Annotated in this window: 19 protein-coding genes and 1 pseudogene; 10 read left to right on the forward strand and 10 right to left on the reverse strand. The window is 67.4% G+C overall.

Features of this window, described 5'->3' with window-relative positions; translation table 11 throughout:
• The first annotated feature begins 9 nt into the window (after nt 1–9).
• Entirely contained in the window at nt 10–843 is an 834-nt protein-coding gene (locus ACTJLD_RS22835; protein WP_060175007.1) for an OmpW/AlkL family protein, read from the forward strand.
• A gap of 184 nt (nt 844–1,027) precedes the next feature.
• On the opposite strand, the gene ACTJLD_RS22840 is transcribed toward ACTJLD_RS22835, so the two are convergent.
• On the reverse strand, nt 1,028–1,957 hold the full coding sequence (locus tag ACTJLD_RS22840; protein ID WP_440659735.1) for a LysR family transcriptional regulator: 930 nt from the start codon (nt 1,955–1,957) through the stop codon (nt 1,028–1,030).
• A gap of 97 nt (nt 1,958–2,054) precedes the next feature.
• On the opposite strand from ACTJLD_RS22840, the gene ACTJLD_RS22845 reads away from it, so the two are divergent.
• Nucleotides 2,055–3,338, forward strand: a complete 1,284-nt coding sequence (locus tag ACTJLD_RS22845; protein WP_175758053.1) for an MFS transporter — start codon at nt 2,055–2,057, stop codon at nt 3,336–3,338.
• A gap of 76 nt (nt 3,339–3,414) precedes the next feature.
• Here ACTJLD_RS22845 and ACTJLD_RS22850 read toward each other — a convergent pair whose 3' ends face one another.
• Both ACTJLD_RS22850 and ACTJLD_RS22855 read right to left on the reverse strand, forming a co-directional pair.
• Nucleotides 3,415–4,056, reverse strand: coding sequence for a LysE family translocator (locus ACTJLD_RS22850; protein WP_059694362.1), 642 nt, complete (start codon nt 4,054–4,056; stop codon nt 3,415–3,417).
• A 75-nt stretch (nt 4,057–4,131) separates the two neighbouring features.
• The gene (locus ACTJLD_RS22855) at nt 4,132–5,088 is read right to left on the reverse strand and encodes an NAD(P)-dependent oxidoreductase (RefSeq protein ID WP_309600202.1); all 957 of its coding nucleotides are present in this window, start codon (nt 5,086–5,088) and stop codon (nt 4,132–4,134) included.
• Between the two features lie 9 nt (nt 5,089–5,097).
• Here ACTJLD_RS22855 and ACTJLD_RS22860 point away from each other — a divergent pair, with 9 nt between their 5' ends.
• Complete coding sequence (locus ACTJLD_RS22860; RefSeq protein WP_440659736.1) at nt 5,098–5,895, forward strand: Mut7-C RNAse domain-containing protein; 798 nt, start codon at nt 5,098–5,100, stop codon at nt 5,893–5,895.
• A gap of 79 nt (nt 5,896–5,974) precedes the next feature.
• Here ACTJLD_RS22860 and ACTJLD_RS22865 read toward each other — a convergent pair whose 3' ends face one another.
• Nucleotides 5,975–6,208, reverse strand: coding sequence for a hypothetical protein (locus ACTJLD_RS22865; RefSeq protein ID WP_027788607.1), 234 nt, complete (start codon nt 6,206–6,208; stop codon nt 5,975–5,977).
• 371 nt (nt 6,209–6,579) lie between these two features.
• Here ACTJLD_RS22865 and ACTJLD_RS22870 point away from each other — a divergent pair, with 371 nt between their 5' ends.
• Genes ACTJLD_RS22870 through ACTJLD_RS22885 form a run of 4 tightly spaced genes read left to right on the forward strand, consistent with a single transcriptional unit; the run spans nt 6,580 to nt 10,842 of the window.
• Nucleotides 6,580–7,785 carry an efflux RND transporter periplasmic adaptor subunit gene (locus tag ACTJLD_RS22870; RefSeq protein ID WP_440659737.1) on the forward strand — a complete coding sequence of 402 codons (1,206 nt, stop codon included), beginning with the start codon at nt 6,580–6,582 and terminating at the stop codon, nt 7,783–7,785.
• Nucleotides 7,786–7,792: 7 nt separating this feature from the next.
• Nucleotides 7,793–8,491, forward strand: coding sequence for an ABC transporter ATP-binding protein (locus ACTJLD_RS22875; RefSeq protein ID WP_027788609.1), 699 nt, complete (start codon nt 7,793–7,795; stop codon nt 8,489–8,491).
• Between the two features lie 21 nt (nt 8,492–8,512).
• Entirely contained in the window at nt 8,513–9,667 is a 1,155-nt protein-coding gene (locus ACTJLD_RS22880; RefSeq protein WP_027788610.1) for an ABC transporter permease, read from the forward strand.
• 8 nt (nt 9,668–9,675) lie between these two features.
• Nucleotides 9,676–10,842, forward strand: coding sequence for an ABC transporter permease (locus tag ACTJLD_RS22885; RefSeq protein ID WP_059694370.1), 1,167 nt, complete (start codon nt 9,676–9,678; stop codon nt 10,840–10,842).
• A 13-nt stretch (nt 10,843–10,855) separates the two neighbouring features.
• Here ACTJLD_RS22885 and ACTJLD_RS22890 read toward each other — a convergent pair whose 3' ends face one another.
• The 3 genes and pseudogenes from ACTJLD_RS22890 to ACTJLD_RS22900 form a co-directional block, all read right to left on the reverse strand.
• Nucleotides 10,856–12,193, reverse strand: a complete 1,338-nt coding sequence (locus tag ACTJLD_RS22890; protein WP_027788612.1) for a carotenoid oxygenase family protein — start codon at nt 12,191–12,193, stop codon at nt 10,856–10,858.
• Nucleotides 12,194–12,210: 17 nt separating this feature from the next.
• A complete protein-coding gene (locus ACTJLD_RS22895; protein ID WP_027788613.1) occupies nt 12,211–12,837 on the reverse strand; it encodes a DUF2239 family protein in 627 nt (208 codons plus the stop codon).
• A 123-nt stretch (nt 12,838–12,960) separates the two neighbouring features.
• Nucleotides 12,961–13,164, reverse strand: a pseudogene (locus ACTJLD_RS22900) (glutathione S-transferase family protein); the annotation flags it as partial.
• A gap of 189 nt (nt 13,165–13,353) precedes the next feature.
• Here ACTJLD_RS22900 and ACTJLD_RS22905 point away from each other — a divergent pair.
• From ACTJLD_RS22905 to ACTJLD_RS22915, 3 genes are all read left to right on the forward strand, one after another.
• Complete coding sequence (locus ACTJLD_RS22905; protein WP_027788615.1) at nt 13,354–14,694, forward strand: MFS transporter; 1,341 nt, start codon at nt 13,354–13,356, stop codon at nt 14,692–14,694.
• Between the two features lie 62 nt (nt 14,695–14,756).
• The gene (locus ACTJLD_RS22910) at nt 14,757–16,154 is read left to right on the forward strand and encodes an enolase C-terminal domain-like protein (protein ID WP_440659738.1); all 1,398 of its coding nucleotides are present in this window, start codon (nt 14,757–14,759) and stop codon (nt 16,152–16,154) included.
• Nucleotides 16,155–16,173: 19 nt separating this feature from the next.
• Nucleotides 16,174–16,584, forward strand: coding sequence for a hypothetical protein (locus ACTJLD_RS22915; RefSeq protein ID WP_440659739.1), 411 nt, complete (start codon nt 16,174–16,176; stop codon nt 16,582–16,584).
• Nucleotides 16,585–17,006: 422 nt separating this feature from the next.
• Here the strand turns inward: ACTJLD_RS22915 and ACTJLD_RS22920 are convergent, their stop codons facing one another.
• The 3 genes from ACTJLD_RS22920 to ACTJLD_RS22930 are packed head-to-tail and all read right to left on the reverse strand — an operon-like array spanning nt 17,007 to nt 20,899.
• Nucleotides 17,007–17,264 carry a PAAR domain-containing protein gene (locus ACTJLD_RS22920; protein WP_081075900.1) on the reverse strand — a complete coding sequence of 86 codons (258 nt, stop codon included), beginning with the start codon at nt 17,262–17,264 and terminating at the stop codon, nt 17,007–17,009.
• Between the two features lie 9 nt (nt 17,265–17,273).
• Nucleotides 17,274–18,740 carry a virulence factor gene (locus ACTJLD_RS22925; protein ID WP_440659740.1) on the reverse strand — a complete coding sequence of 489 codons (1,467 nt, stop codon included), beginning with the start codon at nt 18,738–18,740 and terminating at the stop codon, nt 17,274–17,276.
• Nucleotides 18,737–20,899 (reverse strand): T6SS effector phospholipase Tle3 domain-containing protein, encoded by a 2,163-nt coding sequence (locus tag ACTJLD_RS22930; protein WP_440659780.1) that lies wholly within the window; start codon nt 20,897–20,899, stop codon nt 18,737–18,739. Before ACTJLD_RS22930 ends, ACTJLD_RS22925 begins: the two co-directional genes overlap by 4 nt.
• Between the last annotated feature and the right edge of the window lie 110 nt (nt 20,900–21,009).

Here is a 21,009-nt window from a genome sequence, read left to right on the forward strand (position 1 = left end):
AATGCCGTGATGAAGAGAACCCTACGCTGCGCGGCGGCCGGCGCCGCCGTGCTGGCGCCGCTCGCGGCGCACGCGCAGAGCGCCGGCAGCAACGTCGTCACGCTGGGCTGGTTCCACGTGATGCCGCAGCAGAGCAGCACGCCGATGACGACCAACGTCGCACCGACACCGATCAACACGCCGCTGCGGCTGCCGCCGTCGTTCACGTCGCCGGGCACCGGGCTGCACACGAGCGGCGCCGACACCGTCGGCCTGACGGTCAGCCACTTCCTGACCGACCACATCGCGGTCACGTCGGTGGCCGGCGTGCCGCCGGTGTTCAAGGTGTCGGGCCAGGGCACGATCAGGCCGCCCGGCCCGGCCGGCGCGCTCGGCACGCAGAACATCGGGCTCGCGTCGGTCAACCCGATCGTGAAGAGCGTGCGGCAGTGGAGCCCGGCCGTGCTGCTGCAGTACTACTTCGGGCAGGCCACCGCGAAGTTCCGGCCGTTCCTCGGCCTCGGCGTGTCGTACAACTGGTTCAGCGACCTTCAGCTCAACACGAACTTCATCAAGCAGACCCAGGACAACCTCGGCGCGATTCTCGCGGCGGGCGCGGGCAAGCCGGGTACGACATCGGTGGAGGCGAAGGCGTCGTCGTCATGGCAGCCGGTGTTCAACGCCGGCCTGCAGTACAACATGACCGAGCATTTCGGGCTGATCGCGTCCGTGACGTACATCCCGCTGAAGACGACGTCGACGGTGACGATCAAGGCGGCCGACGGCACGGTGCTCTCGGAATCGAAATCGGACCTGAAGGCCGACCCGATCATCAGCTACGTCGGGATGACGTACAAGTTCTGAGCGCCGCGACGGACGACGCATGGCATGCCGCGGCAAAATCGCAGGCAAAAAAAAGCCCGCCTAAGAGGCGGGCTGAATCCATATCAGAGGAGACATGGAGGAGACAGGTGCAATTCTAGCGAATCGGTTTCCGCAATGCAACATTTCCGTAGAGAAAATACGGACTTTCCCTCGAATGCCGACTCTAGATCGCCTTCACTGCATCTGACCCCACCCTGTTTTCCCGGTCGAGCACTTCACCCAGCGCATCGCGCAGCAGCGCGACGGGCCGCACCAGCCGGCCCGGCAGCGCGCCGTGCACGATCCACACGTTGATCCGCGTCTCCAGTCCCGCCGTTTCCACCACCCTCAGCGCTTCGCGGTGCGCGCTGCGCGCCAGCGCGTTCGGCGCGGCGATGCCGATGCCCGCGCCGCGCGCGACGAGCGACAGCTGCAGCTCCGAGCCGAATGCCTCGACCGCGACGTCGAACGGCAGCCCGGCCGCGCCGAGCGTGCGGCTCAGCGCCGAACGCATCCCGCAGCCGTCCTGGCTCAGCACCCACGGAAAACGCGACAGCATGTCGATCGACAACGGGCCGTCGGGCAGCGGAAAGTCGCGCGCGGCGACGAGCACCGTCGGCTGGGTGCCGAGCAGCGTCGACGTGAACGTATCGGGCAGTACCGAACTCGCCGGCACCATCACGGCCGCGACGTCGAGCGTGCCGCGCTCGATGCCCTGCATCAGCGCCGGCGACCAGCCGGCCGTCACGCGCAGCGTGAGGCGTCCGAACGCGTCGCGCAGCCGGTCGATCGGCTGCTCGAGCGCCAGCTCGGACAGGAACGGCGGCACGCCGATGCGCAGCTCGCCGGACGGCTCGCTGTCCGGCGCGCCCGCCGCCATCAGCTCGTCGACCGCGCCCAGCACGTTGCGCGCGAGCGCGTAGACGTCGCGCCCGGCGGCAGTCGGCTTCAGCGGCTTGCTTTGCCGTTCGAGCAGCGACATGCCGAGCAGCGTTTCGAGATTCTGCACGCGCCGCGTCAGGCCCGGCTGCGTCAAGTGGAGCTTCGCGGCCGCGGCGACCATCGACCCGCTGTCGACCACCGCGACGAACGCCTGGAGATCACGCGTATTCAAAACAAACTCGCATAATCATGTTAGAGATATTTCAATTGTCGCATAAACATCAGGCACCTACGATGGGGACTCCTTCGACCCACTCGCCAGGCTTCCGATGAACTGCCCCGCCAACCCTTGCCCCGCCGCCGTCCGCACGCCCGCCGGCACGCCGCCCGCGTTGAGCGCGGGCATGACGCTGTTCTTCGCCGCGACGGTCGGCGTGATCGTGATGGACCTGTTCGCCGCGCAACCGCTGACGGGCCCGATCAGCGCCGATCTGCATCTGCCGCCCGGCCTTGCCGGCCTCGTCGCGATGTTGCCGCAGCTCGGCTACGCGGCCGGGCTCGTACTGCTCGTGCCGCTCGTCGACCTGCTCGAGAACCGCCGCCTGATCGTCGCGACGCTGGCCGCATGCGCGGCTGCACTCGCGCTGCCCGCGTTCACGCGGTCTGGCACCGTGTTCCTGCTCGCCACCCTCGCGGCCGGTGCCGCGTCGAGCGTGATCCAGATGCTCGTGCCGATGGCCGCGTCGATGGCGCCCGAGGCGCAGCGCGGCCGCGCGGTCGGCAACGTGATGAGCGGGCTGATGCTCGGCATCCTGCTGTCGCGGCCGCTCGCGAGCCTGATCGCGGGCTCGGCCGGCTGGCGCGGCTTCTATCTGCTGGCCGCGCTTGCGAACGCTGCAATCGCCGTCGTGCTGGCCCTGCGCCTGCCGTCGCGTACGCCGTCGATCACGGCCGGCTACCGCGCGCTGCTCGCGTCGATGGGGCGCCTGCTGGCCGACGAGCCGGTGCTGCGCCGGCATGCGCTGTCGGCCGCGCTCGCGATGGCCGCGTTCAGCGCATTCTGGACCGCGGTCGGGCTGCGGCTCGCGCAGCCGCCGTTCGGCCTCGACCTGCACGGGATCGCATGGTTCGCGTTCGCCGGCGCGAGCGGCGCGATCGTCACGCCGCTCGCGGGCCGCGCCGGCGACCGCGGTCACGGGCCGGCCGCGCAGCGGATCGCGCACGGCACGATGCTCGTGGCGCTCGCCCTGCTCGGGATCGCGGGCGCCGGCTGGTTCGGCTTCGACGCGCACGCGCATCGCGGCCTTGCGCTCGCGCTGCTGGCCGGCGGCGCGGCGCTGCTCGACGCGGGCGTGATCGTCGACCAGACGATCGGCCGCCGCGCGATCAACCTGCTGAACCCGGCCGCACGCGGCCGCCTGAACGGGCTGTTCGTCGGGCTGTTCTTCATCGGCGGCGCGCTCGGCGCGGCGCTCGCAGGCAGTGCGTGGGCGTGGGGCGGGTGGAGCGCGGTGTGCGGCGTCGGGTTCGCGTTCGCCGGCGCGGCCGCCGTCTTCGGGCGCTCGGCCGGACGCGACGCCGGCGCAGCGGCATTGACTCGCCCGCGCGCGTGAGACGAGCCCCAAAAAGCCGAACGCCCCGCCCTCTGGCGAGGGACGGGGCGTTCGGCGCACCGGCGTCGGACCGAAATCAGTGACGGACCAGCGCCATCATCGCACCGAAGCCGACGAACAGTCCGCCCGTCAGCCGGTTGAAGATCTTCGCAACGCTCTGGCTCTTCAGCGTCGCGCCGATGCGCGTGCCGAACGACGCATAGACGAGATACCAGCTCACCTCGATCACCGCGAACGTGACGACGAGAATGCCGAATTGCGGCAGCGTCGGCTCGGCCGCGTTGATGAACTGCGGCAGCAGCGCGGCCGCGAACAGGATCGCCTTCGGGTTGCTGCCCGCGACCAGGAAACCGTTGCGGAACAGCACCCCGCGCGATGCCGGCGTGGCCTGGCGCGGCACGGTTTCGACGTCGGCGGCAGGCTGCTCGTCGTCCACGCGTGCGCGCCACGCCTTCACGCCGAGGTAGATCAGGTAGGCCGCGCCCGCGAAGCGCAACGTGTTGAACATCGCCGGCCAAGCCTCGAGCACGGCCCCGAGGCCCGCCGCCGACACCGACAGCATCAGCACCAGCGCGGAGAGGCAGCCTGCCATCGTCCATGCCGAACGCCGCAGCCCGTGGCGCGCGCCGTGCGTCATCACCAGCAGCATGTTCGGGCCCGGAATCGCCGACACGACGAACACCGTCGCCACGAAAAGCCACCACGTATGCAAGTTCATGACTGCCTCTGCCTCGATGCAAGGAAAACGAAACGTCGATTATGCCGGTGCGCCCGACTTCTGTCGCGGGGCGGATCAGCGGCCCGCGCGGCGCAGCGCGACTTCGCCGAGCACCGCGAAATCCTGTTCGCCGCCGCCGTGCGCAAGCGCGTCGAGCAGGTTGTCGCGCACGACGCTCGCCACCGGCAGCGGCACCGACACGGCGTCGCCGGCTTCCAGCGCCAGGCGAACGTCCTTCAGCCCGAGGCGCGCCTTGAAGCGCGCAGGCTCGTAGCGCCGCTCGGCGATCATCGAGCCGTAACCCTCGTAGACGGGCCCCGGAAACACGCTGCCGGTGATCACGTCGAGGAAGTCGCGCATCGCGACGCCGTGCGCGCCCAGCAGCGCGGACGCCTCGCCGAGCGTCTCGATCGCCGACGCGAGCGTGAAGTTCGCAGCGATCTTCGCGACGTTCGCGTGCTGCGGCAGCGAACCGAACCGCCAGGTCTTCTGGCCGATCGCGTCGAACAGCGGCTGCACGCGGTCGATCGCCTCGGCCGGGCCGCCCGCCATGATCGTCAGGCGCGCGGCGGCCGCGACATCGGGGCGCCCCATCACCGGCGCGGCGACGTAATGGATGCCGCGCGACGCATGTGCGTGCGCGAGCGATTCGGCCAGCGCGACCGACACCGTCGCCATGTTGACGTGGATCAGGCCGCGCGGCGCCTGCGCGAGCAGCGCATCGTCGAAGATCTCGCGCGCGGCGGCATCGTCGGCCAGCATCGAGAACACCGCGTCGCCGCGAAACGCGTCGGCCGGCGTGTCGACGATCTGCGCGCCGGCCGCGGCCAGCGGCTCGGCGCGCTCGCGCGACCGGTTCCAGACCCGCACCGTGTGTCCGGCCTTCAGCAGGTTCGTCGCGATTGCCTGCCCCATTTCGCCCAGCCCGATAAATCCGAGATCCATTTCCCGCTCCTTCGCTCCGTGAAGCGGGGAGTTAAACACAGATGCGGGGTGCCTGCAGGGCACGCGGCCGGCCATGCGCGGTGCCATACTGCGCGCATGGCGATCGCGACCTTCCGCTTCCACGACGAACTGAACGCGTTTCTCCCGCGCGCGCAGCGCGACCGCGCGTTCGGGCACGCCTGCGCGCGCGATGCGACGGTGAAGCACGCGATCGAGGCGCTCGGCGTCCCGCATACCGAAATCGGCCGGCTGTGCATCAACGACGTGCCGGCCGCGCTCGACCGGCCGCTCGACGACGGCGACCGGGTCGAAGCCTTTCCGGAGCGCGCGCAACCGGCAGCCCGCGGAGTCGCCGCGCCGCCACCGGGGCCATGGCGCTTCGTCGCCGACGCGCATCTCGGCGGCCTTGCGCAACTGCTGCGCCTCGCGGGCTTCGACACCTGCTACGACAACCACTACCGTGACGACGAACTGGCGGCGCTCGCCGCGCGCGAGGGCCGGATCGTGCTGACCCGCGACCGCGAGCTGCTCAAGCGGCGTGCGGTCGAGCGCGGCTGCTACCTGCACGCGCTGCAGCCGGCCGACCAGCTGCGCGAACTGTTCGAGCGGCTCGATCTCGCGCCGCACATGCGCCCGTTCCGGCTATGCCTGCGCTGCAACGCCCCGCTGCATCCGCTCGACGCGGCCGCCGCCGCGCCGCGCGTGCCGGCCGGCGTCCGGCAGCGGCACCGGCGCTTCGCCGCGTGCGACGTGTGCCGGCGCGTGTTCTGGGAAGGCTCGCACTGGCGGCGCATGCGCACGGTGGTCGACGCGATGCGCGCGCCGCCGCCCGTCCGGCTCGACGAACCGGGCGAATCGGGCGAATCGGGCGAATCGGGCGAATCGGGCGCCTGAAAAAACAAAACCCCGCATGCCGGAGCATGCGGGGTTGGCCAACCGATGACCGGCAACGCCGGCCGTGGCGGCAAGCCGCTCAGTTCTGCGTGCCTGCGTCGTTCGTGCCGGCGGCCGATGCGGCTGCAGCCTTCGCCTGGCCCTTCTTCGAACCGTGGTGCTTCAGCTGGTGCTTCGGCTTGCTGTGATCCTTCTTGGCGGGTGCAGCAGCCGACGTGTCGCCTGCCGGTGCCGATGCTGCTTCCTGTGCGAATGCCGAAACCGATGCGAGCGCGAATGCTGCAGCGATGATCGAAGCGAGCGTCTTCTTCATTGTTCTTCCTTTAGCGGAGAAAAAATCAAACGTACCGGTAAGTAAAGATGCGAGGCATTCGCATCGGAGCCCCAGGCCGCGAGGCCGGCTTCCGCCGTTCCGTCGCGACAAAACCTGACGCACTGGTTCCATAACGCACCGCATTCGCGGCGAGTTGACACGTTGCTTGCACCCTTCGGGTTTCCCCGGAGGCGTACCCGTATTTCCCTGTCCGTGACCGGTTCGGCCGCCGCCGCCGTGGCGCCGCAAACGCGCTCGCACGCCGCCGGGGCGACGCTTATACTGGCGTCCATCCGTCCCTTTCCCCGGAAACCGGATCGCGGCCGGCCCCGATACCGATACGGGGCCGCCGCCGTCTCGAGGCGCTCAAATTGCCCGATCACAATCTGGACAAACTGAAGATCGACCGGCGTCCGCTCGCATCGGCGCCCCGCCCGCGCCGGTGGCCCCGCTATGCGGCCGCCGCCGCGATCGTCGTCGTCGCGATCGCCGCCGGCCTCGCGCTGACCGGCCGGCCGGCCGTCGATACCACCACCGTCACGTCCGCCTACCCGTACCAGAACGACACGCAGCTCAATGCGACCGGCTACGTCGTGCCGCAGCGCAAGGCCGCGGTCGCGTCGAAGGGCCAGGGGCGCGTCGAATGGCTCGGCGTGCTGGAAGGCACGCGCGTGAAAAAGGACGAAATCATCGCGCGGCTCGAAAGCCGCGACGTCGAGGCGTCGCTTTCGCAGGCGCTCGCCCAGGTGAAGGTCGCCCGCGCGAACCTCGGCGTGCAGCAGGCCGAGCTGAAGGACGCCGAAATCGCGTTCCGCCGCACCGCGGCGCTCGCGCCGAAGGGCGCCGTGCCAGCCGCACAGCTCGACATCGATACCGCCCGCGTGAACAAGGCGCGCGCATCGCTCAGCAGCGACCAGGCCGCGATCGCGTCCGCCGAGGCCAACGCGCAGGCCGCGCAGGTCGCGGTCGACCAGACGGTGATCCGCGCGCCGTTCGACGGCATCGTGCTCGCAAAACACGCGAACGTCGGCGACAACATCACGCCGTTCTCGTCCGCGTCGGACAGCAAGGGCGCGGTCGTGACGATCGCCGACATGGACACGCTCGAGGTCGAGGCCGACGTCGCCGAATCGAATATCGCGAAGATCCGCGCCGAGCAGCCGTGCGAGATCCAGCTCGACGCGCTGCCCGACATGCGCTTCGCGGGCCGCGTGTCGCGCATCGTGCCGACCGTCGACCGCTCGAAGGCCACCGTGCTCGTGAAGGTGCGCTTCGTCGACCGCGACGAGCGCGTGCTGCCCGACATGAGCGCGAAGATCGCGTTCCTGTCGAAGCCGGTGTCGGCGCAGGACCGGCAGCCCGTGACGGCCGTGCAGGCGAGCGCGGTGGTCGAGCGCGACGGCCGGCCGGTCGTGTTCGTCATGAAGGACGACGTCGTGCATGCAACGGCCGTGACCGCCGGCATGCGGATCGGCGAGCTCGTCGCGATCCGCGGCGTGAAGCCCGGCGACACGGTCGTGCTCGCGCCGGGCACGAAGCTGAAGGACGGCGCGAAAGTGACCGTCGCGAAGAAGTAGCGCACGCGTGAACGACGCCCCGCCGCCCCTCGTCGAGCTCAGCCACGTCGCGAAGTCGTACCGGCGCGGCAACCAGATCGTGCCCGTGCTGACCGACATCACGCTCGACATCGGCGAAGGCGACTTCGTCGCGCTGATGGGGCCGTCCGGCTCCGGCAAGAGCACGCTGCTGAACCTCGTGGCCGGCATCGACCGGCCCGACAGCGGCGAGCTGCGCGTGGGCGGGCTCGACATCTCGCTGCTCGCGGAGGCGCAACTGGCCGAATGGCGCGCGGCGAACGTCGGCTTCATCTTCCAGTTCTACAACCTGATGCCGGTGCTCACCGCGTTCGAGAACGTCGAGCTGCCGCTGATGCTCACGCACCTGTCGCGCCGCGAGCGGCGCGAGCGCGTCGAGCTCGTGCTCGACATGGTGAACCTCGGCGACCGCACGAGCCACTACCCGTCCGAGCTGTCGGGCGGCCAGCAGCAGCGCGTCGCGATCGCGCGCGCGCTGATCACCGACCCCGTGCTGATCGTCGCCGACGAGCCGACCGGCGACCTCGACCGCGCGTCGGCCACCGACGTGCTCGCGATGCTGCAGCGGATGAACGCCGAGCTCGGCAAGACGATCATCATGGTGACCCACGACGCGCACGCGGCCGGCGCCGCGCGCTCGCTCGTGCACCTGGAAAAAGGGGAGCTGATCGATGGGCACGCCGGCTGACCGGCTGCGGGAGCGCGCGCGATGTACGTGCTGAAGCTGATCGCGCGCAACGCGCTGCGGCACCGGCTGCGCACGCTGCTGACCGTGCTCGGGCTCACCATCGCGGTGCTCGCGTTCGGGTTGCTGCATACGGTGGTCGACGCGTGGTACGCGGGCGCGGCCGCCGCGTCCAGCGGGCGGCTCGTCACGCGCAACGCGATCTCGCTCGTGTTTCCGCTGCCCGTGAGCTACGAGAACCGGATCCGCGGCGTCGAAGGCGTGACGGCCGTGGTGCGCTCGAACTGGTTCGGCGGCATCTACCGCGACCCGAAGAACTTCTTCGCGAGCTTCGCGGTATCGGACAACTACCTCGACCTGTACCCGGAATTCATCGTGCCCGGGCAGCAGCGCGCCGACTACAACCGCGACCGGCGCGGCTGCCTGGTCGGGCGCCAGCTCGCGGATCAGTTCGGCTTCAAGGTCGGCGACGTGATCCCGCTGAAGGGCACGATCTATCCGGGTACGTGGGACTTCGTCGTGCGCGGGATTCTCGACGGCCGCGACGATTCGACGATCACGCGCCAGCTGGTGTTTCACTGGGAATACCTGAACGAGACGGTGCGGCAGCGCACGCCGAAGCAGGCCGACCAGGTCGGCGTATTCGTGCTCGGCGTCGCGAACCCCGACGACGGCGCGGCGATCGCACGCAACGTCGACGCGGTGTTCAGGAACTCGCTCGCCGAGACGCTGACCGAAACCGAGCAGGCGTTCCAGCTCGGCTTCGTCGCGATGTCGAACCAGATCATCGCGGCGATCCGCCTGGTGTCGTACGTGGTGATCCTGATCATCATGGCCGTGATGGCCAACGCGATGGCGATGAGCGCGCGCGAACGCACGGCCGAATACGCGACGCTGAAGGCGCTCGGCTTCGGCCCCGGGTTCCTCGCGCTGATCGTGTTCGGCGAATCGGTCGTGATCGCGGTGGCCGGCGGCGGGCTCGGGATCCTCGCGACACCGCCCGCCGCGAGCCTGTTCAAGCAGGCGGCAGGCGGCATCTTCCCGGTGTTCAAGGTGTCGACCGGGACGGTCGCGCTGCAGGCCGCGTGCTCGGTCGCGGTCGGCTTCGCGGCCGCGATCGTGCCGGCGTGGCAGGCGGCGCGCGTGCGTGTGGTCGAAGGCCTGCGGGCGATCGGATAACGACACGCATGGCCATCCCGCTCAACTACATCGCGCGCAACCTGTGGACCCGGCGGCTCACCACCGCGCTGACCGCCGGCGGGATGGCGCTCGTGATCTTCGTGTTCGCGACGGTGCAGATGCTCGACGCGGGGCTCACGAAGACGCTCGTCTCGACCGGCGAACCCGACAACGCGGTGGTGATCCGCAAGGGCGCCGAAACCGAGATCCAGAGTTCGATCGACCATCAGCAGGCCAATGCGCTCGAGATGCACCCGGCCGTCGCGCCCGGCCCCGACGGCCGGCCGCTCGTGTCGAAGGAAGCGGTCGTGCTGATCTCGCTGGTGAAGACGTCGACCGGCAAGCCGTCGAACGTCGTGATCCGCGGCGTGTCGCCGGCCGGCCTCGCGCTGCGCCCGCACGTGACGCTCGCCGCCGGCCGCATGTTCGCGCCCGGCTCGTCGGAAATCATCGTCGGCAGCGCGATCGCGAAAGGCTTCAGCGGCACGCAGCTCGGCGACAGCCTGCATTTCGCGCAGCGCGACTGGACCATCGTCGGCATCTTCGACGCGGGCGGCAGCGGCTTCGATTCGGAGATCTGGGGCGACGTCGACCAGCTGATGCAGTCGTTCCGGCGCACCAGCTATTCGTCGATGGTGCTGCGCATCCCGAGCGCCGACGGCTTCGCGCGCTTCAAGGCCGACATCGACGTCGACCCGCGGCTGACCGACGAGGCGAAACGCGAGCAGACCTTCTACGGCGACCAGTCGAAGGCGCTGTCGAAGTTCATCAACATCCTCGGCATCACGCTGTCGACGATCTTCTCGATCGCCGCGATGATCGGCGCGATGATCACGATGTACGCATCGGTCGCGAACCGCGTCGCCGAGATCGGCACGCTGCGCGCGCTCGGCTTCAAGCGCAGGAACGTGCTCGCCGCGTTCCTGCTCGAAGCGCTGCTGCTCGGCTTCGTCGGCGGCGTCGCGGGGCTCGCGTGCGCGTCGCTGATGCAGTTCGCGTCGTTCTCGACGACCAACTTCCAGACCTTCGCGGACCTGTCGTTCCGCTTCGTGCTGACGCCCGCGATCGTCGTGAAGACGCTGCTGTTCTCGCTCGTGATGGGGCTCGTCGGCGGGTTCCTGCCGGCGATGCGCGCCGCGCGGCTCAAGATCGTCGACGCGCTGCGCGCGCAGTGACGCGCGCCGCCACTCACGTTCGACGCTCGCGCGGCACCCACGCGCCGTGGAACCCGGCCGGCACGCGGCGCGGCAGGTGCACGGTCGCGACCGGCCCCGCGTCGATCGCGCGCGCATCGAGGATCACGACGTCGCTGGTATCCGTCGCCGCGCGGTAGACCATCACCAGCAGCCAGCCGTCGTCCTCGTCGACGCCGCCCGGGCGCGGCACGAACACCGGCTCGCTGTTCTGGTCGCCGGCCGGCACCGCATAGCGCGTCGTCGTGCCGCTCGCGTGGTCGAAGCGCATCACGCCGCGCATTTCCGCATTGTTCGGCTGTTCCACCGCATACAGGTAGCGGTAGCGGCGCCCCGTGCGGCTTTCGTTGATGCGCGGCATCTCGATGCCGCCGTCGGCGAGCGGCCCTTCGTCGATCAGCCCGTTCGCCGTATCGATCACGTAGCGCCACAGCTCGCCGACCGGGTTGTCGGCGAAGCGGCCCGTGCGCGCGTCGAGCCGCAGGAACCACGGATAACGCACCGCATCGAGCACGATGCACGACGCGTCGCAGTCGTACGCGTTCACGACGTGCTGGATGAAGCACGGCTCGATGCCGAACCAGCGCACCGCGCCGCCGTGGCGCGGGATCACGCCGATGCGCGCGGGCCGGTCGTCGTGCCAGCGCAGCGGCATCCGGTGGCCCTGCTTCAGCAGCGAGAAGTCGTAGCCGACGTTCAGGTCGAGCAGCAGGCTGCGGGTTTCGGTGATCGCGAGGTCGTGCATCATCGACGGCGCGTTCAGGTCGATTTCGATCTCGACGCGCTGCACGCCCTGCGCGTCGGCCACGCCGTAGCGCAGCCACGGCGCACGCCAGTCCGCGCGAAAGGCAATCAGCTCGCCCGTTACCGGATCGACCTTCGGATGCGCGGTCATCCCGCCGCCAAGGCCCGCGTGCCGCGCCGGCGCGCCGAGCGAATCGAGCGCGGCCGTGATCGCGAGCGGCGCGCCGCCTTCGGCCAGCGCGAGCAATTCGCCCGCATGCTGCAGCACGTTCACGTTCGGATTGGTGTCGGGAAGATGCGGCGCCTGCCCGGGTGCATGCACCGCGGCCCAGCGCTGCGTGCGTGCCCAGCGGTTGCGGTAGCCGGTCGCGCGGCCGCCTTCGAACGCGATCGCGTGCAGCATCGCGGCTTCCGGCCACCACGACAGCATGTCGTTCCCTTCGAAGCGGCCGCCCGGCGGATTCGGGCCGTTGCGCAGCAACGTGCCGTCGAGATCGTGCGGGACGGCGCCGGTCACGCGCAGGTCGACGAGATCGGCCTCGTCGGCCACCGGCGCGATCGCGCCACGGTTCAGGTCGAATACGGTCATTGCGTCGGAAGCTCCTTTCAGCAGTCGTCGGTGGACGGCGGCAGATCGCCGCGCGCCAGCGCGAGCGCATGGTCGCGCACGTCGTCCGGCCAGCCGGCGATCAGCCCGGCGAGCCGCGCCAGGTCGTTCGCATACAGCGCGCGCGCGGCCTCCTCGAAACCGGGCAGGTCGCCCGCCATCGCCGACATGAAGTGGTAGGCGCGCGCCTGCGCGTCGCGCAGACGATCGGCCGCCGCATGCGTGCGCCGCGCGTCCTCGACGAGCTTGCGCAATGCGACGGACGCGCCGCCCGGCTGCGCGGCAAGCCATTCCCAGTGACGCGGCAGCAGCGTGACCTCGCGCGACACGACGCCGAGCTTCGGCCGGCCGCGGCCGCGCGGTTCGCCTGCGCCGGCCGGCTCGCCGACGGCCGCGGATGCGTCGTCGCCCGACGGCGGCGCGAAGCGCGCGCGGATCTCGTCCGGCGTGCCGCGCAGGTCGAGGTCGATCGAGCGGCCGGTCGCGTCGTCGAAGATCAGGATCGTGCCGGCGGCCGCGTCGCCGGCCTCCCGGGCCGCGAGCGCGACCGACACGAGCGGGCCCGTCGCGAGCCGCCGGTGGCCGTCGAACACCGTGTACGAAGGAAGAAGCGTGGAGGTTGTCATCGTGGTCGCCTGCAGGCAGGAATCGGAATGGCGCTATTTTTATCCGGGTATAAATTGAATGTCAATATCATCCGGGTAAAAATATAGCCAGCCTCCCGCCGGGCGGGCGACCGCGTGGCGCGGTCAGTTCTTCAGTGCCGGCGTCGCCGCGCCGCGCACGCTCGCGAGCACGTCGTCGAGCGACACATGGCCTTCGAACGCCGACGAAGCCGGCAGCGGCAGGCCTTCCTCGACGGCGTGCGCGAATCGCACGCCGGCATCGTCGGCGAGCCGCGCCCGCAGCGCGGCGATGCGCGGGAACGCGTTGCGGCCGATCGATTCAAAGACTGAATCGATCAAGTCAGTAATTGGCATGAAAGCGCAAATATCGACATGACAGAATGATCCGGACGCCCCGCTCCGGCCCGCACGGGCCTCGGCGTCCGGCCTCCGGCCGGCAGCACCGTCACCCAGAAACGCGCGCTTTCGACGCGCCAGCCGCACGACGGCACCTTCCGCCCTTCGGAGGAGACAGTCATGAATCCGCTTCACGCGCTGCCGGCGTCCGCGTCGGCAACGGCCCGGCGCACCCGCGTGCGCTGGCTGGTGCTGGCCGTCCTGTTCGCGGTCACGACGATCAACTACGCGGATCGCGCCGCGATCGCGATCGCGGGCCCGAGCCTCGCCCGCGCACTGCACCTGAGCCACGTGCAGATCGGCTTCATCTTCTCCGCATTCGGCTGGTCGTACGTGGTCGCGCAGCTGCCGGGCGGCTGGCTGCTGGACCGCTATGGATCGCGCATCGTCTATGCGTTCAGCATCTTCTTCTGGTCGCTGTTCACGCTGCTGCAGGGCACGATCGGCTTTTTCGGCGGCGCGGCCGCGTTCGCGCTGCTGTTCGGGCTGCGCTTCCTGGTCGGCGCGGCCGAAGCGCCGTCCTTTCCGGCCAACAGCCGGATCGTGTCCGCGTGGTTCCCGGCCGCCGAACGCGGCACCGCGTCGGCGATCTTCAACGCCGCGCAGTACGCGGCGACCGTCGTGTTCGCGCCGCTGATGGGCTGGCTCGTGCACGCGTTCGGCTGGCAGTCGGTGTTCGCAGTGATGGGCGTGCTCGGCTTCGCGTTCGTCCTGGTGTGGAACCGCACGATGTACGACCCGAAGGACCACCCGACCATCAACCGCGCGGAACTCGACTACCTCGCCGAAGGCGGTGCGCTCGTCAACATCGACCAGGCGACGGGCGGCCGCGACGGCGGCCCGTCGATGCGTCACGTGAAGGCGCTGCTGAGGAACAGGATGCTGGTCGGCGTGTACGTCGCGCAGTACTGCATCAACGCGCTCACCTATTTCTTCATCACGTGGTTTCCCGTCTATCTCGTGCAGGCGCGCGGGATGTCGATCCTCAACGCGGGGCTCGTCGCGTCGATCCCGGCCGTGTGCGGGTTCCTCGGCGGGATTCTCGGCGGCATCGTGTCCGATGCGCTGCTCAGGCAGGGCCGCTCGCTGTCGGTCGCGCGCAAGGTGCCGATCGTGTTCGGCATGCTGCTGTCGATGTCGATGATCGTCTGCAACTACACCGATTCGCACGTGCTCGTCGTGCTGTTCATGGCGCTGTCGTTCTTCGGCAAGGGACTCGGCGCGCTCGGCTGGGCCGTCAACGCCGACACCGCGCCGCGCCAGATCGCGGGATTGAGCGGCGCACTGCTCAACACGTGCGGCAACCTCTCCAGCATCACGACGCCGATCGCGATCGGCTACATCGTCGACCGCAGCGGCTCGTTCAACGGCGCGCTCGTCTATGTGGTCGCGCACGCGCTCGTCGCGGTGATCTGCTACGTGTTCGTCGTCGGCGAGATCCGCCGCGTCGAGCTTCGATGAACGGCGCGGGCCGCGCCGGCCCAGCCGGCGGCCCGTGCACCACCGGAACCAGGAGCGAACCGATGTCCGAATCCCGCCATGCCGGCACCCCGCGCGTCACGCGCATGCGGGTGATTCCCGTTGCCGGCCGCGACAGCATGCTGCTCAACCTGTGCGGCGCGCACGCGCCGTACTTCACGCGCAACCTCGTGATCCTCGACGACAGCAGCGGGCACACGGGCGTCGGCGAAGTGCCGGGCGGCGAAGGCATCCGGCAAGCGCTCGAACGCATGACGGATCTCGTGGTCGGCCAGTCGATCGGACGCTATCAGGCCACCCTCAACGCGGTGCGCGCGGCGCTGTCCGGCACAGGCCCGGGCGCGGGCCGTACGATCCGTCACGAGGTGACGTCGGCCGGCGAGGCGGCCGTGCTGCGCCAGCCGCACGAGATCAACCTGCGGCTCGACAACGTAATCACCGCGATCGAGGCCGCGCTGCTCGACCTGCTCGGGCAGTTTCTCGACGTGCCCGTCGCCGCGCTGCTCGGCGAAGGGCAGCAGCGCGACGCGGTGCCGATGCTCGCTTATCTGTTCTATATCGGTGATCGCGGCCGCACCGACCTGCCGTATCGCGACGAGGCGCAGGCGCGCGCCCCGTGGTTCCGGCTGCGCAACGAGGAAGCGCTCACGCCGGCCGCGATCGCGCGGCAGGCGGAAGCCGCCGTCGAGCGTTACGGCTTCGCCGATTTCAAGCTGAAGGGCGGCGTGATGGCCGGCGCCGACGAGATGGAAGCGATCGCCGCGATCAAGGCGCGCTTCCCCGACGCACGCGCGACGCTCGACCCGAACGGCGCGTGGTCGCTCGACGAGGCCGTCGCGCTGTGCCGCGGCCAAGGCCACCTGCTCGCGTATGCGGAGGACCCGTGCGGGCCGGAAGGCGGCTATTCGGGCCGCGAGGTGATGGCCGAATTCCGCCGTGCGACCGGGATTCCGACCGCGACCAACATGATCGCGACCGACTGGCGGCAGATGGATCACGCGGTGCGGCTGCAGGCGGTCGACATCCCGCTCGCCGATCCGCATTTCTGGACGATGCAGGGCTCGGTGCGGCTCGCGCAGCTGTGCCGCGACTGGGGGCTCACGTGGGGCTCGCATTCGAACAACCACTTCGACGTGTCGCTCGCGATGTTCACGCATGCGGCGGCGGCCGCGCCCGGCACGATCACCGCGATCGACACGCACTGGATCTGGCAGGAAGGCGACGCGCGGCTCACGCGCGAGCCGCTCGCGATCGTCGGCGGCAAGGTGGCCGTGCCGGAGCGGCCGGGGCTCGGGATCGAGCTCGACATGGCGCAGGTCGAGGCCGCGCATGCGTTGTACAACGCGGTCGGCGGGACGGCGCGCGACGACGCGGTCGCGATGCGGTATCTCGTGCCGGGGTGGACTTACGATCCGAAGCGGCCGAGTTTCGGGCGGGGGTGAGCGTGACGGTGGGCGGTGGTTGCCAAACACCGGAAACGCCCGCATCCTGCCGGCTGCCCGAGCCGGCCCGCTTGGCGGACGGTTCGGCGCCCTTCTCACCCAACGTGAAGCGCCCGCCATGACGTCTCCCGACCCGACACCGCGGCAGATCATCGTCTTCGTGCTGTATTCGGTGCTGTGCCTGCCCGCGAGCATGACCGTCGCTGGTTATGCCGCGACCCGGATCACGCAGAACGTATCGAATTTCGAAGGCGGTGCAGGCTACGCTGCGCTCTGGTGGGTCCTCATTCTGACCTGCGTGTTCTGCGGACTGTCGATCGCCCTCTTCGCGCTGCTGCGCAAGAGGATCGCGATCCTTGCGGCCATCACGGTGGCGTTTGCCGTGCTGTCGGTGCCGGCGTTCAGGTTCATTCACGGATTGCTGACCTGACCCGCCCGTCGTCGCACGACGCTGACCGCGTTACCCCACTTGCTCGCAATCGCGCTCAGTACCAATAGCCCTGGATGCCGTAGTTCGTGCCGTGACGTCGCCCCCCACCACGGCGGATAGGCGTCGTCTTCCCCGCGGATCTGCCTCGCATCAAGCAGTCGGTTGCATCTGAGATTTTTTTACACGGAACACTGACCTGCTTGGCGACGAGTCAGGGAACGAATTGATTACGCAGTCTTGTCGAGCCTCATCCGGCACCGACACGCTCACGGTCATATTTCGTTATGCGTGGTGATTCGATGATTGCCAATGTCGAACAGATGTCCCCAACGCTCGACCCGCGCCCCTCAGCGGAGAGGCACGGATCGAACGAAGCAGTTGTGATACTCCGGCAGAAATCGGGATACACCCGCGCGCCCGGCTCAGGAACGTCCGGACGTAGGCACTGACGAAATGAGTACCGCGCCGCACGACGTCTTGTGACCGTCGAACGACGCGGATGCACCCTCCACGTCGAAACCGGCATCACCGTCGATGATCACGACCTCACCGTGCAGCGGGCACGTACAGCGATCTCCCTGACGGGCGACTGCACGTCCCATGACTTCACTGTTCGCGGCACCGGTCTCCACACGGCCACCGTGGCTATGGACGTCTCCTACGCGAATGATGCCGCGCATGGCTTCTCCTTAATACGAATAGCCCTGAATGCCGTAGTTCGTGTCGTGACGTCGCCCCCACCACGGCAGATAGGCGTTGTCTTCCCCGCGGGCACGGAACCAGTCGCTATTTGGATTGATCGGCGTAAGCTTCGACGGCGGCAAAACGACAACGGCAGTCGGATGGCCCGCATCCGTTGTGCCCGCAACCAGGGCATTGCCGCCGAAGTGATTGACCCGGCCGATCGCGAGCGCGACGTCTGTCAGCGCCGTGCCCGCGCCCATGTCGCCGAGCAGCGCCGGCGTATTGAAGACCTGCTTCTTATAGTCGAACTCCGGCAGCGTTTCCGTGAGCGTCTGCGACAACGAGGCCAGACGCGCCGAGGCCGTATCGCTACCCTTGCCCGCGTCGTGCACGACGAACTGAATGCTTGCAGGTTCGACGTTCGCGTTATGGGCGGCCTGCGCGATCGTCGCCTTCCATGCCTGGACTGCACGCGTGGTCCCGGCCTTCGCCTCGTAGTCGCTCACCTTGCCCGTCGCAGCCTTACCGATCCATGCGAGCGGCTCACGTTCAGTCTTCAGATCAGGGCCCGCCAGAAACAGCACGGTGAGGTTTTCGTTCATCTGCTCGTCTTTGGGTGGGAAGCTAGGCGCGTCCCAGTTCATCACCCATACGCTTTCCTGCGGGTGCGCCTGCAGATAGTCAAGCGCGGCGTTCAGCGACGCGAAACCAGCATTGGCACCGCCAACGTGGAGTTGAATATCCGGAGGCGTATCCTTACTCCACAGATCGGGGAAGGATTTGCTCCCAATTGAAAAGGCCGTGATCATTTCATCGCTAAGGTGCGAACGCGCCTCCTGTGGCGACAGTCGTGAGGGAATCGCGAATTCAATACGGATGCCCGCCAGCTCTCGCCAGTGCCGCCTCTCGGACGGCTGGACCGTATAAAAATACTGTCCATTCATGGCGTACTTGCTGTAAAGCAATACTAGAAACGCGTCAATATACTTCTCATAGAACCCATCGAAGCTTTCCCTTCCATTCGAGCCATACGCGATACCGGCGACTGGGCGAACTGTACTGAATCCTTTGGGATCCGTTCTGACCATATCGTCGTTCCTGTTCGGCTTGACCAGCCCCATCGTCCACAGCAGTTGCCATTCCGTCGGATAGTCACGGCGCTGCAGTGGATTGAGCCATTCCAGCCCAACGACCTGGGCGAGAAACGGTTTCTCCTGCATAGGAGCCGACGGTGCCGGTGCGGAAGCGGTCTGAGCAGCCTCGACTGTTGGTACTGCCCATACAGTGACAAAAGCGAAAACTGCAACTCCTGCCAATGCTGGCAGTCCTATCCATCGAGTCATTTCCTCTCCCATACTTCGCGTGTGCGCACCGTGATTGAACGCCTCAACGGCAACGATACTAATCACTAGGAGTGCTCCGAACAATGCCAGTGCCAGCCGGCGTGGTCGGGACGCAAACAGCGATCTCATAACGCTCCCCCGATTCCGAGCATCGCACCACCCTGGCGCGTGTCATCGATTGAAGCTGGCAGCGTCGCCTCCTGGTCATTTGCGATCCAATCCACAAGCGATGTTTTTTTCATCGTGCCAAACTTAAAGTACTCTGAATAAGGCCTGTTCGAATTATTTTTATCTAACTGCCGACCAAATCGCCAATCCGCTTCGATTCTGAAGTCGTTCAACTGTTGCTGGGAAATGCGACAAATGCCGATCGCGACATCGTAAGCCAGCGCCAACCTGGCGTGCTTTGGATTAGTCATGATCGTCGAGTGGTTCGTCGGGTTATTCACAGCCTCGCCGAGGATATGCACGATCTGCTTGTTTCGCCATTTTTCATACCCGTCGGGCATTTGGGCGTTGGGCCCAGCCTCTCCGATGACCACATCGTTCTTGACCCACTCTGAATTGTCGTCGTGACGGGCCTCCATGCGCGCGATTGCATGGTCCTCATAGCGTTGAGATGCCTCGCTGTCCGCGTCACCCTTGGGTGCCATCTCGGCTGCATGCTTGCCTTTGGCCTTATATGTGTCATACGGATCGGCCGTGTTGATGGTTGTCTTGTTCTTGTTTCGCGCAGCCGCCACCGGATCGTTATCCTCATTGAAATCACTTTCGGCATCGCCGTCCTTGACTTGCACGACCGCCCCATAGCGGATCGCCTGCGGGAAGAACGGTTCCGGCAGGCCAGGTGCATCACACAGTACGTGCCAGTCCTTCGGAGGATCGGCGTTGGTGCGAAACATCCCGAGAGCCGAGCTCGCCATCGTCGCGACAATAAACAAGGGCGCCACGCCTATGGAGCCAACCTTCCCATACCAATGCTCATTGCCGCGCAGCGCCTTGACCAAGTTGTATTTGGCAGGTGGTGACGTGGGATAGAAAAACAGCTTCGACGAGCCCTTTTTGTAACGCCAGTCATGCTCCCATGTCCGATAGATGACAGGGCTCTCCTGGCCGACCTGAAAGTTGGTGGCAAACACACGCTGCGTGAACAAGCTCGAGCCCTTCACGAGTTCGACCTCTTTCGGATGCAATCCTCGCCAGCCCATACCCTGAACCGGGGCCGCGGAAATCACCTGATCGTGCGGGCACGAGTACAAGGTCACGCGCCCGTATGTGTAGTTCTGGACGCCATACCGCTTTCTGTCGTCGTCCGGGTCGTACGCGGGTTTGCCGTCTTCGCCCGGGTTCATGTTTGCCATCGTCATCCGGTAATCGAGCGGGTCGCGCTGGTCCTCGGCATCCTTGCTCTGTGCGATCAGTTCAAAAAACGCTTTCAGGGTATTTGCCCGCGCCTGCGAATTAACTCGACCGCGGTTGCCCTTTGAATCGCGGACGTCGCGCTGTGACCAGTCCTCCATGAATGGTGAATTGTCGCCTTCGATGGATCCGACGATTCCGTAGGGCGGATTGGCCAGCACATAGGTGTCGGCCACGCATCTCACGCCGGCGTCTTTCGACAGCCGATCGCCGAGGAACGCCGAGGCGATGCCTACCATATTGCCCTGGCTATGGCACACCACCGTGATAGGAACATCCTTTTGAACCTTCCGGATCGACCCAATGAGTTTCGCCAAACGCAGGGCGCCCATCACGTTATAGGCGCGCGCCGGCGTCTCGTAGATCTGACGCGATGTAGGATTAATACTCTGGATATTGATGAACCCGAAGATGCGCGGATCGACGCCCGCACTCCACAGGTCAGGCAGGCTGCCGCAGCCATTTGCGAACGGACCACCGCCCCAGTAGTTCTGCTCGTTCAGAAAGATCGACTTCCCGTAACGCTTCAAATCCGCGGCGTTTGCTTTGTAGCCCCAGCGGAAATGGATGACGGGCGAGTAGGTATTTTCGTCTGGCTGTAGATACGTACCAGCCCAAAGCTTCGGGTTGATGAACCCATCTTCGGTCAGGCCCTTCATATAACGCATCGGCCCCATCTGCCCGCCCTTCGGCCCGCGGTGCGTCAACTGATCGTCCAGACGACCGAGCCGCTGATTCAGGCCGGCGCACAATCCCTCTTCGCCCGGCTCGAACCACTCGCCCTCCGAGTTGACCCCATGCACGAAAATCACGATGCCCGGCAACGGCATCTGCATCACGCACATGTAGTCGGATTGACTGAGCGTCATCACGCCATTACCGTTTGCGACCAAATAGCGATTCTGCGAATCGTCCTCGTCACCCGACGACACCCCGCCGGAAGGCGTGCGCGGATCGAGACCGCCACCGTCGTTCGCTT

The sequence above is a fragment of the Burkholderia sp. 22088 genome (genome assembly GCF_052045915.1).
In the GTDB taxonomy this organism is placed as follows: Bacteria; Pseudomonadota; Gammaproteobacteria; order Burkholderiales; family Burkholderiaceae; genus Burkholderia; species Burkholderia cepacia.